Source organism: Allochromatium humboldtianum (genome assembly GCF_013385175.1).
GTDB classification, from domain to species: domain Bacteria; phylum Pseudomonadota; class Gammaproteobacteria; order Chromatiales; family Chromatiaceae; genus Thermochromatium; species Thermochromatium humboldtianum.
The window spans coordinates 1-13,128 of sequence record NZ_JABZEO010000031.1 but is presented as its reverse complement, the minus strand read 5'-3'; the positions used below and the strand labels follow the sequence as shown (position 1 = coordinate 13,128).

Sequence of the window (13,128 nt, the reverse complement as noted above, 5' to 3'; positions counted from 1 at the left end):
AGGATGTTTTGGCCGGTTCCGTCCCCGGTGGAGCGGAACCGGCCGGAGATCAAGGCGAGGCGATCTGCTGAGTCAGATCCGACAGCGGAATGTCCTGCTTGAACTGGGCTCCCAGATCCGATTCGACCGTCAGGGTCAGATTGCGGATGCGATCCCCATTCAGCCAGGCTTTCATCACCACGAACGCCTTGGATGTCGAGCGCTGAGGCTGACCATCCAGTTCGTAGTTCCATGTGTAGGAGCGCACGTAGCCGGCGTCCACTGTGCAGCTGGGCGTGAGATAGGGGCCGGAGGTCGTCATCTTGCTGTCGACCGAGCAACGCGGTTCGGGCGGTGCCTCCACCATCACATTGAGCGTGTTCTCGCTATAGTTTTCGAGTCGGGTGAGTGTGCGTAGCACCACTTCATACTCACCGGGCTGCGTGAACGATACATAGGTTCCGGAGCCGACGAACTCCCCGACCTTCTGACCGTTGATGAGCACCTCGTTTTTCAGGAAGCGATCACCGCGCGGGACTTCCAAGACCTTCAGGCTCACGTAGTAGGAGCCTGGGGCATAGTAGGTCTCACCATACTTGGACACGATGTTGGCTTGCGCCTTGACCGTAGCGGCCGGCAGCACACTGAACTGATCACTGCTGACATTGACCACATTGCCCCGCGTGTCCGCCACCTGAACGGCAATCTGGTAGGTGCCATGCTGGCTGATCTCCAATGTGCCTTGGGTGTTGCCGCTCTCGCGCTGAATCACGCCGTTGGGGAGTGACCATGTGTAGGTCAGCGGCTCACCATTGAGCGTGCGCAGATCGAAATTGACCGGGGCGATGCTGTAGCGGATCGAGGCTGGAACATCCAAGAAGATGGGGCTGAGTTGAATACGCCAGTCGGTGGGCCATTGATACGCCCATGTGCGCATGCTATGGAAGGCGACCGAGGTTTCTTCCGGATAGCCATCGACGTAGGTGTAATAACTCAGACCGGTGTCGGCGGGTTGGACTGTGTAATCAAGTTCCAGCGCATCGACGCGGGATCCATCCGGAAGCGACCAGTATCCCTTGATTTCATAAGATTTGTTGACGCTGCTGGAGACCACGTCATTGTGGCGAGCTTGGAAGCGGTAGGTTTTCCCCGCCTCGACAAAGGTCGGCCCGGACAAGGTGGCGCGTGCCGCCAGCGGGTTGACGGCTTTGAGGGAGACGGTTTTCTTTACCGCGGACTGAGCGGTTTCCGGCGCCCCTCGCTCGCGGGCGCTCACCTCAATGACGTAGGATTTCAATTCTTTGGGGGTGAAGGTGAAGGTCATCCCGCCAGAATCCGAGGCCTCTTCGACCATGGCGCTGGAGACGAATGACCATGTGTAATCGGCATCCAGCCCGCTGTCCGGCTTGACGGTCAACGTCACGGGTTTGCCGACGACCGTCGCGGCCGGCGCTTCCACCGTAAAACTGGGCAGGTTGTAAGCCTGCAATTCAAAGGGTTCGGTCACGAACTCGGATCCCGAGAAACGGTTGGTCACAATGGCGCGATAACGTCGCTTGCCGGCCTCGGCGACCTCCGCTACATAGTTCATCCCTGTGTACTCCGTGGCACCATTGCGCATGATCCGTTGCCATGTACCATCCTCGCGTTCCTGTTCCCAGCGAACGGATCCAACATTACGCAGTAGCGTGGAGTCCCGCAGCGAGAAGTAAATCGTTTGACGGAACGGAATCTTGCCGCTGCTTTGCCGGGCACTGAGCGACCCTTCCAGGACATTGCCGCGCTGCGTGACCAGCACTCGATCTTTCGACTCAATGCGGTGATTGACGAGTCCCTCTGCCGCATCGAGCATCTGCGCCACCACGCGGATGGTTCTTGAACCAGCTGACAGTTGCCCGAGATCCACGGAGAAGGTGCCGTCCGATTGGATCTCAACCGGGGGCGACAAGGCGGACTCGTCTTCGGTTTTTCCGCTTTTTTTCTCGACGATCTGTACCTGCCAGCGCCCCATACTCGCCGGATCGAACGTCACATCCCGGCCTTTGACGATCCCCATGTAGCCGTTCACAACGGTGTTCGTATGATCGTGGCTCGACAGTTCTCGCTCCAGGTCGACGACCGGAGTCAAAGGGATCCCAACAAATTCGAGCGTCTCCTCGGTACGAAATTCCGGTGCCCGCTCATACCAGCTTTCGACCTTGACGGGGTAGGTTTCCCAAGGCTCATCGACATGCAGAACCATGGCCATGTTCGATTCCTGCACAGAGCTATAGTGCTCACGCTCGGAACCATCGGGGTACGTCACACGCGACCGAACATTGCGATGACCGCCTTTGATATTGAGCAGGCCCGCCAATCGCTCTTGATTGGGATCGGTCTGCGCAAAATATTTTCCGGGGAATTGCGAACCGCTGCTGGCATAAAACGCCTCGAATGATCGGTGCGGCCGAAAAGTAAAAGCGATCGTCGTCGGCGACGTTCCCTGAAGCAAGAGGGAGCCATCCCCCGTTTTTGCCGGGTAGAACTGCGTGGTTTTTTCAATCGGGTCGGTATAGACCACTCCCGGCGTATAGCTGAACGCATTGTCGCCCAGATTGGGTACAGACCCGCGCAAGGCATTGGCGCGATAGGGGTTGTACTTCAGTCCTTCCGGAAGCTCAGCCCAACGCAGCGCACAAAGGATGGCCGATGCCTGGGCTAGACGAAAATCGGGGCGCACCAAGGTCAGGGTCTGGCAGGTGTCGGCCGCGCCGCCGGAGAGCTTGGCGTCGATGTCGATATCTTCGACCTTGATCGGCACCGATGGCCTGGAGGGTGTCACGGAGATCAAATCCGCCGGATTCCAGCGGCGCACGTTGAGCCGGATGTTCGGGGCATCGGGCAGGTTCACGAACAATCCGACCGTTTGTTGTCCGGTGCTATCCATCTCGTCGGTCAAGCGGGCGCGATAGACACCGGATACCCCCGTCTGACGGGCAATCTCGCGCGCTTGCCCCGCTTGAAGCACCCCCCCATCAACCTTGACCGTTGCGCTGTCCACGGCATCCACGATCACCGGCAACGCTTCCCTGTCGATAGGGCGCTTGGTCAGCGGGTTGATCGGCGCAATTCTGGGAATCACGCCAGGGAAATCCTGCACGAGCGGAACGGACACTGGGATATCGATGACAGGGCGCTGGTAGTTGAAATCCACTTTGGATTGTACGGCCCCCGTAATCGCGTTGAGTTGCGCCTCGATACGGTATTGGCCATCGCGTAACGGCGGGTATCCGGCTGCACGCAGCGCTCCCGAACTGTTGCGCGTCAAGCCCAGAGGAACGACCGTCCCATCGGTGGCGACCAAACGAAAGGGGCTGTTCGACTCGTCCAGCCGGAATGTAGCGCGGTTGCCGGCGTCCAGGGGAACGCTGACCAGGCCAGCTTTCTCCATCGAGATCCGTGCCTCAACCACGGCGTAGCTCCCCGGCGGAAGCGAGGCCATGAACACCTGCGCAATGAAACCGGCGTTCACGACGGAATACTGTTCGGGTCTGATCGTACCCGTCAGTTTAGGGCCAAGGATCTCGGGGCGCGCCTCGATACGGCGTATTGGCAGTCTGTAAATCGCGAGGGTGTCCTCGTTGCGGATCTGGATATACCCGCCCGGCTGGGGACGATCGCTCGTCTCGATGTCGTAGGCATAGCCTCTCAGGGTCAGGATGCCGCTGCCCGTCACCAGAGCAGATCCGCCGGCACAGCCGTCCACATCGTTGACCTGGCAAACAGCGGCCACGATGTCGGCCTGCGCGAACGGTGAGAGACCGCCGGTGATACCGGCCAAAACGGCGGCTGTCAGAATATTTTTTCGAAACGGCATCCATTTGCTCCTGCAAGTTGTGGAAGATCAACAGGCAGACTACGGGGAGGTGCGCGTGCGCGCCGGTGATTCTGGGTATTTTGATACAAAAACAAAGCAATGTCATGCTTTGGCCGCTGAAAAAGCCTATGCATGACACATCATCCCTTTTTTGAGCGACGCGACGCGCCGAGCGGGTGTGTGCTTAAGCCTCTGTCTGCGAAGAGATACTACAAAAATCCAGGTTTTTGCAGGTAAAATAGATACATAAAAAACAGCAATGTAGGGATTTTATGGTCTCCAACCTCGACAGCATGCAGCACTTTCTCAAAATCCTGCCGAACGTGGCGCGAGACGGGGCGCTGGCGGCGCCGAACGCGACGCTGCGTTGTGCGCTGTTTGCCGGTGCCAATGCGACCAATCGCCGTGGGTTGCGGCGAGAAACCCTTGCTTCGTTGTCCAACTTTCGCTTGATCTACACAGGCCTGCGTCTGGATCAGGGCGATCTGGATTGCTGGCTGGCCGTCCTACAGGCCGCCCACGAGAGCCCGGCGGATCTCCAAGGGCGTTTTTGCGTCAGCGGACAGCGTCTGTTGCGACTGATGGGACTCAAAAATACCGGCCCCAATCAGGATCTGCTTGACGGACGTCTCTCCAAGCTCAAATCAGGAGCCATCGACCTCAAGGGGGATCGCTACAGTTACGAGGGCAGTCTGATCGATGAAGTGTTTCGCGACAGCGTCACCCAGCATGTGGTCATCAAGCTCAATCCCAGGATGGCGATCCTGTTTGGGGCCGAATCCGGCTGGACGAAGCTCAGTCTCGACATTCGAGCGAAACTCGGTCGCAATGCCTTAGCCAAATGGCTTTACGCCTACTTAGCCTCGCATCGGGTTCCAACACCTATCGGGGTTTCGCTGCTCAAGGAACTGAGCAGCAGTGAATATGCCGAGTTGTGGCGGTTTCGCCAGCATCTGCGCAAGGCGCTCGCTGCCCTCAACCTTGCGACAGGCTGGGAACTCGACATCGATCAGGGCAGTGACTGCCTAGTCGGACGTCCTATCCGGCTTGTAGCGCCCAAAAAGCAAACGGTCGTTCGATAGCCGTTACGCCCCCCCCTGCCCGTTCCACCGGCGCTTGGCTGTGCCTTTGCCCCCCTTCGACGCGAGATCGGCTGTTGCGGCAAACGCCCCCCTTTGGGGGGCTAGGGGGGACTTCTTAATATCTTCTTAAAAGATACTTCTTAAATACTTCTTGGCAGTCGGTGGGAAGTGAATTTTATTTTTCAAAAACAGGAGCTTGCATGCGATTTTTGGGAGCACAACCTACCCGGAGCAACGTGCCAACCTACCCGGAGCAACGTGCCAACCTACCCGGAGCAACGTGCCAACCTACCCGGAGCAACGTGCCAACCTACCCGGAGCAACGTGCCCTGTAGCACTCTCGCACGGTTCTGCACAGTTCGAGTCTTTCATGCTGATTTTTAAGGCAAAAATCCGTGCAAAGGCGTCGACGCACTGCCACTTTCAGCCTACCCGGAGCAACGCGCCTTGCGGCACTCCCGCGCAGTTCTGCGCAATTTCGGTTTAAGTCATTGGCGCATAAAGCAAAAAAGTGCGCGGCATGGCCGAAATCCGCGCGCGAAGATGCGGCGTGCACAAAAGCTCCTTGACACGCATATTCAATACAATGCAGTATTTCCTGTGTCGAAAAAGGCGTACAAAACATGCTAAAAGCTCACGAAAAACAGGCCATGATCGAGCAGCTGCTCCTGGAACAGGCCGGTAGCACCGATGTCTTCCGGCGCGTGAATGTTGCTCAAGTTGCTCGCGATATCGGCGTGACCCATACCGTTGCGAACCGGGTTCTGCATTCACTCGTTGAGCGTCAACTACCCCGCCCTGAAGGGCGGAGCTTGAAAGAGCTAGGTTGACCAGGGCAAGCGGTGAAAACCCGCTCCGTTGGCAACAGGTCGTTGAGACCCACTCCGGGATGCTTCCTCAGTCCCGGACCCTGGAAGGTCAGGATCATGCAGGCGAAAGGCAAAGCGCCGAAGGTTCTGATCGCCGCCGCGAGGCGGGAGCCGGTTGCAGACATTCCCGAGGGGAGCGAGCCGCGAGGCTCCGTCACCAGGCCCGTAAGGGCACGTTTTGGAACAGACCGATGGCGGTATTCGTACTCGACAAACAGAAACGTCCGTTGATGCCGTGCACGGAGAAACGCGCGCGGCTGTTACTGGAGCGCGGGCGCGCGGTGGTGGTGCGTCTGGCCCCGTTCACCATTCGCTTGAAGGATCGGATCGGCGGGGCGGTTCAACCGCTGCGCCTGAAACTCGATCCGGGCAGTCGGACCACGGGGCTGGCCCTGGTGCGCGAATCCGAAACCATTGACCCCGACACGGGCGCGGTTGAGCGCGTGGCCCATGTCCGGTGGCTCGGGGAACTGACGCATCGCGGACACCAGATCCGCGAGGCACTGACGGCGCGCGCCGCCTTCCGCCGTCGCCGTCGTACCGCCAACCTGCGCCATCGGGCACCGCGTTTCGACAACCGCACTCGCCCCGCTGGCTGGCTGGCTCCAAGCCTGCGTCATCAGGTCGAGACCACGGCCAACTGGGTCGCGCGCCTGCGTCGTTTGGCCCCGCTGTCGGCGATCGGCCTGGAATTGGTTCGCTTCGACATGCAGGCCATGCAGAACCCGGAGATCAGCGGGGTCGAATACCAACAGGGAACGCTGGCCGGCTACGAGGTGCGCGAGTATCTGCTCGAAAATTGGCATCGCACCTGTGCCTATTGCGGGGCGACGAACGTACCGCTGGAGATCGAGCATATCGTGCCGCGTTCCAACGGCGGTTCGAACCGGGTCAGTAACCTGACACTGGCCTGCTCGCCGTGCAACCGCAAGAAAGGCGCGCAGCCGGTCGAAGTCTTCCTGAAAGGCAAGCCCGAGGTGTTGCGCCGGATCCAGGCTCAGGCCAAGGCACCGCTGAAAGACTCCGCTGCTGTCAATGCGACCCGCTGGGCGCTGTTCGGCGCACTCCAAGCGACCGGCCTGCCGGTCGAAACCGGCTCCGGCGGGCGGACCAAGTTCAACCGCACGCGCCTGGACATCCCCAAGACCCATGCGCTCGATGCGGCTTGCGTGGGCCAGGTCGATACCCTGTCCGGTTGGCAATGCCCGACGTTGGCCATCCGTGCCACCGGGCGCGGCCGCTACCAGCGCACGCGCCCGGATCGTTTCGGCTTCCCGCGCGGTTATCTGATGCGCCACAAGCGCGTCCACGGCGTCCAGACCGGGGATCGCGTGATCGCTCGCGTACCGACCGGCAAGAAAGCCGGGGTTCATGTCGGGCGCGTGGCCGTGCGGGCGAGGGGGGTTTTCAACATCCAGACCGCCGCTGGCGTCGTGGACAGTCTTTCCCACCGCCATTGCCGGGTGCTCCAGCGCGCCGATGGCTATGGCTATGCGTTCAACCCTAAAACGCTAACGGAGGAAGCGAGACGGGCGGCCTGACCGCGCTTGGCGCGCGGTGCGCTATCCCCCTCCGCCCTGAACGACGGAGTCCCTCGCGCAAAACGGATGGATTTCCAGAAAAACGCAGAAATTGAACGCGACGTCCTGGCGGTACTGAACGCCAAGACGTTTGCGCGCGTAAATTGCAGTGATATTGCGCAACGCCATGGGGTGCACCGCTCAAGGGTCTCACGTGCTGTCACGCGGCTGTGCCGTAATGGTCAGATCGAGATGGGCGGCTGTCGGTGGGGGTATTACCGGCTGAAGGCCGACGATCGTGCCTCGATGGTCGAGGCCATGATCGCCCTGGAAGCCAGGGTCAGCGCGCAGCTGATGCAGATCCAAGCGCTCCTGGAGCAAACGCTGTCGAACGTCGCACCTCTAGCGGCTGCTCAGGCAGAACCCAGTACGCCTTCCCCGCCTCCTGAGTTGGCAACCGAAATCTCCAATACCGCACGATCCGAACAGGAGGCACCGCCGGAGCACTCCGTGCCCGGTGAGACGGTGGGAGGGGGGGCGCAGCAGTCCTTTGACTTTGGGTCTCCAGATACGCCGACAGATGAAAAGACGGACACGAGCTTCGCCGATAAGGCCTCCAGACGCGAGGCCACCAAGCGGCGCGGTGCCGAGATTCCTTACGAAAAGGTGCTCGAACTGTTTCGAGACCACCTGCCCATGCTTCCGCAGCCGCATACCGTGAATCGCGCACGTCAAAAAGCGATTCGTTTGCGCTGGGATGAGGCACAGAAAGCCGGCTACTTTGATGAATTCGTCACACCGGACGGCGACCCGATTGAGGCGGGACTCCGCTTTTTCGACCACTTCTTCTTGCTTGTCTCGCGTTGCCCATTCCTGATCGGCCGCAAAGCCAAATGGCGTGCCGACTTTGACTGGCTGATGAAGCCCAGCAACTTCACCAAAGTGCTTGAGGGGAACTACGTCGAGAAGTACCAGGAAGACGGTGCAGTCGCCATCGCGACCTTTAACGACAATGACCGCCAGATCGCGGCCAATATTGTCGCCACATATGGAAAGGCCGCCGTGGATGCGGCGGCCTCTGATTTGATTCGTCGGGGCGAGCAACCAACGACGAAAAGCGTCTTGCAACACCTAAAAAGGCAGAAATCAGATGAAGACACTCTCAGAGATCTTATCAGAGACTATCCCGGAATGGAAGAATACCTCGAGCGAACAGGACGTCTCACCCCCTCGTCAGCGTCGTTCGACGTCGACCCAAATGGGTGTATCGAGGCCGAATACTACTGCGAGCCGGCCGAAGCCTGATGCGGCGGTGCCGGAACCCGAGGCGCAACCGGCTCTGGATGCGTTACAGGAACGCCAGTTTTTTGTGTTGGCCCTCATCAAGCGCATCGGTTACGACTGGCCCCAGGCCCGTAAATGGCTCGACGACCCGGATCTCGTGCAGTCCTGGTCGGAGGCTTTCATCCAGTCCGGACTAAAGCCAGAAGCTATTTGGGATACGTACAAACGGTTGGATGCCCTCCGCACGTCCGGCTTCGAGTTCCCGCCAACGATGCGCGAACTCATTGGATTCGCCATCAAGCCCTTCTCGGACGAGGACGTTTGGAAAAGTCTGGAACGTGCCGTCAACGTCGCTGCAACAGATCGCTATGATCGCCTCTCCCCCCAGGAGTGGTACGCTTTCAGGGAGATCGGACGCTCAGAACTTCTCACCGGCGGTCGAGACTATCTGATAAAGCGCTGGGGAAAGCTTCTGCAAAGCGCGCACAGAATCCAGGATCTCCCGCCCCCGCCCCCCGTTCAGTCGGAACAGCACCGTCTTGCACGCGCCCCGCGTGTCCCCTCCTCCGAGGATATTCGCCAGGTTGCCGATTACATCGAATCACACTGGTATGATTTCATCACGTTCGTCAAGAACCATCATCGCGTTCTCTGCTCAAAGCTTCCGGATGATCCGCCGGATTTTGAGGCCTTGAGCAAGCGTCGCTATCTGTACCAGATTGGTAAGGAATATTTGGCGCTGTCGCAGAAGCCAACAGTCGCTGCGGCTGTTTAGTCGGCAAACGCGCCGACAGCCCCCGCGTGGCTGTTCGGCGCGAAATCGATCATCGGTATCATGCAGAACACAACACCTTTTACTTTGACAGAACATGCGCAGCTGCGCCTAAGTGAGCGCACATCGATCCATCCAGATGAGATCGATGCTGTGGTTCAGCGCGGTATCCAGATGAAATACCCCGGTTTCAGCACGCACGCCATCCGGCTGTTCTGGTCGGAGGCTGATACGCAGGCCTACCTGGCGATTCACGATAGAGAAACGCGCAGAATTATTACGATTCTGCCGGCTTACGCTGTGCGTCCCGATGGGGTCATTCGCTGGAAGTCTTACACCGACCATGGTATCGGACGCTCAGATCTGAATTTTTCATCGCACGTCAAGCCGCGCCATATTCTCAAATGCTTAAAAAAAGCGGGTGCACCGATCCCTCCGATTCTGTATCGGGCTGGTGTCCGTGAGGCGGTGGAAAAACCTGAGCAACCTCCCAAGGGCTACACCATCAATCTCCGATATCGCATGATAGAGGATGACTATCCGCCCGTGCGCGTGCTCAAGCGGTTAACGGCGGATCAGAGTCTGGACGATGTCGAGACCCAGGAACTCTACGCTCTGGCGCGTGAGATGTTAGGTGAGGCGCTCGGTTCAGTGGTTGAGGCCGGCGTCGAGTTCAAGGCGGGAAGAAACAACGCCGGGGTCGGGCGACTCTTGTTCGAAATTGATTTGGATGTTGAACATTTGCGTGGGTACGCGGCTTAATCAGATTTATAAGGCAGCATTCATATTTTTTCCTCCAAGCTATAACATGGCTCTATTGAAGAACATAAAAGGAGATATAAATGGCCGCGCTTACGAATGTTGATATTAGCCTTAAAGAGTTAATAGATGAAATTGAGAAGGGAAACTTTCTCATCCCAAAATTCCAGCGTGACTTTGTGTGGCGAACTCCGGATATTGAAAGTCTTGGCGACTCAATTGTTCGTGGCTACCCAATTTCATCAATGCTCACGATGCCAGCAAATGGCACACTGAAACTTACAGCTTCACCGCTCAAGACCCATGGGGCTATTGATTCGGGGGGGCAGCCTAACTATGTGCTCGATGGTCAGCAGCGTATAACGTCTTTAGCAAAACTATTTCTAGGCTATGATGAAAAAAAAGATTATTATTTTGACATGCTTTCTATTCTTGATGATATGTTTCCAGAAGACGCTATACGCAATATGCCCCCCATCTATGAGCGACTTAAGAAGGGAAGAAACGACCGCCGCAATGGATACTCATCAATCACTTCGGATTTATGCAGATCATTTGACAAGAAAAGTGGCGGCGAAGGTGATTTCAGGCAAAATTATCGTTTTATACATGGGCGCCTAATTATTCAGAATCGCTTTGGATCAGCTGTTACTCGTTTTCTTAGGGCGTTTGAAGGGATGCCTGATGAACTCCTTGATAAATACACTGACTATCTTAATGCTGTATTTGGTGCTATGGGGTCATACGGAATTCCACTTACTAAGATTAATGCGGAATCAGATCTTAGCTTGGTGATTCGGGTTTTTGAAAAGGTGAATACATCAGGAAAAAAACTGACATTGTTTGACCTTGTTAATGCTAAAAGCTTTGAAAGCGCCAACCCTTCCTATCAAATAGGGCTGGCCGACTTCATAAGCGAATCTCTCCGTGTTGCTGCAGAAAACCGAAATTACCGCTCAAGTGCGATCAATCTTTTTTTTGGTGGAAATGGCAAGACTTATTCCGATTTAGCACCATTTATACGTTGCGCATCAATCGCTGATCACCTGTCCAAAGATTTGTTTCCTAGTATTACCAACAAGGAAATGCTTGATAAAAATGCAGATCATTGGTTTGGCGCGTGGCAAGAATATTCTGATACGATCTTGAAATTTATATCTAGGCTAGACCAAGAGCGTTTTCTGACTTTGATTAATGGAACATTTTTAGAGTACGCCACAGCCATTGTTATGGTTAATTCAAAGCTTCTTGATGAGCCAGTATTTATTAAAGAAATTAAGAGATACGCGCTCGATTTGATTTTATCTGGGCAAACATTCAACAAATCAAATCTTGATGTAGTTATGGAACTCCATAAGCTCGGCAAGCATCTTGTTAACGCCCATGAGTTTGAAAAAAATAGATATCCATTTTCGCATTATTCGACAACAATTTCGCCGGATCGTATGGAGCAATGGGGCGTGGGTCGCCAGCAATTCAAAGCTATCATGTATATCCTTTATAGCGAAAAAGCTGGTGGCAAATTCACGATCGACCTTGAGGGTAATTCAATCAAAGAATCCAACATTGAATTGATGGATCAGCATCACCTTTACCCAAAAGCAAAGATAAAACGGGAAGAAGAAAAAATATTTAATTCTGTAGCCAATATTGTTATGCTGAACAGGGCTTGCAATCAGCGCGAAATTAAAGACAAACACCCGTATTTGTATCTTCGAGAGCTTAAATCAATTCATGGCAGTCATGCTGAATATATTTTTAGTCAAAATGTTCTGCCAGAGAGCATGTGGAAAAATGAGGCGGCTGATCCCAGGCAAGTGCTTAAAGATCGATTAAAAAATATCGCGGATATTGTAAATGACTATTTCTCAATAGCCAACGCGAAAGCGTCATTTATTGAAAAGCAAATGAATATGCAAGCGAAACAACAAATCCTTATTTGATAAGGCTCCGTTCACCCCTCGCGTGAAGGGACTCACTTCATGGACATCCTAAACCGCCACCACTTTCAGGGTCGCACCCTTCCCGCAGCGTCCGTCTATGTCGGGCGCGGCACACCCCTGGGAAATCCGTTCGTCCTTGGCGAGCACGGAGATGGCGACGCCGTCATCGCCCTCTACCAAACATGGCTGCACGAACGGATCGCCACACAGGATCCCATCATCCTGGCTGCATTGGGCCGCCTGCGGTCGGCCGAGGCGTTGGTGTGTTCCTGTGCGCCGGCCCGCTGCCATGCCGAATGTATTCGCGATGTCCTGGAATACATCAAAGCCCAGGGCGGACTGCGCTCCCTGTACGCCTGCCCCACGCACGAGGACGGCACCCTCTCCCTGAACGGCGAAATCTTCGTCTTCGGCTCCAACCTCGCCGGTCGACATGGTGCGGGGGCGGCGCGTGTGGCCCGTGAACGCTTCGGTGCAATCCCTGGACGCGGGATCGGGCGCATGGGCCAGTCCTACGCGCTCCCGACCAAAGATGCCGACCTGAACGTCTTGCCTCTGGAGGTGATCGAGGAGCACATCCGCTCCTTCGTTGAGCAAATTTGCCGCGCATCCTGCGCCTCGACGCGAAGCGTGATGCGTCAGTCAAGCGGCAGCCCGAGCTTGCGAGGGTCATCCTGGTTTTCGATATAGCGCAGCAGCGTATCGATGTTGGCACGCCCGCCCACACTGATCAGGGCATAGGCACGGTTCCAGAAATAGGGCTTCCAGTAATACGGCGCGAGTTCTTGGGCGAACTCCTTGCGCATCCGGCGGGCGGTGACGGACTTCAGGTTCTTGACCAGATCGGAGAGCTTGACCGTGGGCGGAGCCTCGAACAGCAGATGCGCGTGGTCGGCCTCGCCACCGAATTCGACCATCTGACACCCCCACTGGGTCAGCAGGTCACGCAAGATCTCTTCGAGCCGTGCGAGCATCGGTGCCGTCAGACATTTGTGCCGATACTTCATTGACAGCACTAGATGATAATAAAGCCTGTAAGCACTGTGGTTGCTGGTTCTAAGGCT

The 13,128-nt window shown here is 56.4% G+C and carries 10 protein-coding genes; 7 read left to right on the top strand and 3 right to left on the bottom strand.

What is annotated here, in order from left to right:
- Positions 1 to 49: 49 nt before the first annotated feature.
- The gene (locus tag HW932_RS20645; protein WP_176978346.1) at positions 50 to 3,835 is read right to left on the bottom strand and encodes a hypothetical protein; all 3,786 of its coding nucleotides are present in this window, start codon (positions 3,833 to 3,835) and stop codon (positions 50 to 52) included.
- A gap of 242 nt (positions 3,836 to 4,077) precedes the next feature.
- Here HW932_RS20645 and trfA point away from each other — a divergent pair, with 242 nt between their 5' ends.
- Positions 4,078 to 4,917, top strand: coding sequence for a plasmid replication initiator TrfA (gene trfA / locus HW932_RS20640; RefSeq protein WP_343047441.1), 840 nt, complete (start codon positions 4,078 to 4,080; stop codon positions 4,915 to 4,917).
- Between the two features lie 626 nt (positions 4,918 to 5,543).
- Here trfA and HW932_RS21695 read toward each other — a convergent pair.
- Complete coding sequence (locus HW932_RS21695; protein WP_222932475.1) at positions 5,544 to 5,687, bottom strand: hypothetical protein; 144 nt, start codon at positions 5,685 to 5,687, stop codon at positions 5,544 to 5,546.
- A 290-nt stretch (positions 5,688 to 5,977) separates the two neighbouring features.
- Between HW932_RS21695 and iscB the strand changes: the two genes are divergently transcribed.
- The 6 genes from iscB (at position 5,978) to HW932_RS21690 (ending at position 12,754) form a co-directional block, all read left to right on the top strand.
- Positions 5,978 to 7,327: an RNA-guided endonuclease IscB gene (iscB, locus tag HW932_RS20630; RefSeq protein WP_176978343.1), complete on the top strand. Its 1,350-nt coding sequence runs from the start codon at positions 5,978 to 5,980 to the stop codon at positions 7,325 to 7,327.
- A gap of 66 nt (positions 7,328 to 7,393) precedes the next feature.
- Complete coding sequence (locus tag HW932_RS20625; RefSeq protein ID WP_176978342.1) at positions 7,394 to 8,611, top strand: hypothetical protein; 1,218 nt, start codon at positions 7,394 to 7,396, stop codon at positions 8,609 to 8,611.
- Positions 8,612 to 8,618: 7 nt separating this feature from the next.
- The gene (locus tag HW932_RS20620) at positions 8,619 to 9,365 is read left to right on the top strand and encodes a hypothetical protein (RefSeq protein WP_176978341.1); all 747 of its coding nucleotides are present in this window, start codon (positions 8,619 to 8,621) and stop codon (positions 9,363 to 9,365) included.
- A 60-nt stretch (positions 9,366 to 9,425) separates the two neighbouring features.
- Positions 9,426 to 10,124: a hypothetical protein gene (locus HW932_RS20615; RefSeq protein WP_176978340.1), complete on the top strand. Its 699-nt coding sequence runs from the start codon at positions 9,426 to 9,428 to the stop codon at positions 10,122 to 10,124.
- Between the two features lie 80 nt (positions 10,125 to 10,204).
- Positions 10,205 to 12,064 carry a DUF262 domain-containing protein gene (locus HW932_RS20610; protein ID WP_176978339.1) on the top strand — a complete coding sequence of 620 codons (1,860 nt, stop codon included), beginning with the start codon at positions 10,205 to 10,207 and terminating at the stop codon, positions 12,062 to 12,064.
- A gap of 39 nt (positions 12,065 to 12,103) precedes the next feature.
- Positions 12,104 to 12,754: an A1S_2505 family phage non-structural protein gene (locus HW932_RS21690; protein WP_222932474.1), complete on the top strand. Its 651-nt coding sequence runs from the start codon at positions 12,104 to 12,106 to the stop codon at positions 12,752 to 12,754.
- On the opposite strand, the gene tnpA is transcribed toward HW932_RS21690, so the two are convergent.
- The coding region (gene tnpA, locus HW932_RS20600) for an IS200/IS605 family transposase (protein ID WP_222932473.1) at positions 12,703 to 13,128 on the bottom strand (426 nt) is incomplete at its 5' end. The two genes, HW932_RS21690 and tnpA, sit on opposite strands and share 52 nt — an antisense overlap.

What these genes read in the sequence shown, in the direction of transcription:
- HW932_RS21695 (WP_222932475.1), bottom strand. Translation starts at nt 5,687, where the DNA reads ATGCAGAACCCGGTTCGCAACGGTATGGGTCACGCCGATATCGCGAGC.
- iscB (WP_176978343.1), top strand. Translation starts at nt 5,978, where the DNA reads ATGGCGGTATTCGTACTCGACAAACAGAAACGTCCGTTGATGCCGTGC.
- HW932_RS20610 (WP_176978339.1), top strand. Translation starts at nt 10,205, where the DNA reads ATGGCCGCGCTTACGAATGTTGATATTAGCCTTAAAGAGTTAATAGAT.
- HW932_RS21690 (WP_222932474.1), top strand. Translation starts at nt 12,104, where the DNA reads ATGGACATCCTAAACCGCCACCACTTTCAGGGTCGCACCCTTCCCGCA.
- HW932_RS20625 (WP_176978342.1), top strand. Translation starts at nt 7,394, where the DNA reads ATGGATTTCCAGAAAAACGCAGAAATTGAACGCGACGTCCTGGCGGTA.
- HW932_RS20645 (WP_176978346.1), bottom strand. Translation starts at nt 3,835, where the DNA reads ATGCCGTTTCGAAAAAATATTCTGACAGCCGCCGTTTTGGCCGGTATC.
- HW932_RS20615 (WP_176978340.1), top strand. Translation starts at nt 9,426, where the DNA reads ATGCAGAACACAACACCTTTTACTTTGACAGAACATGCGCAGCTGCGC.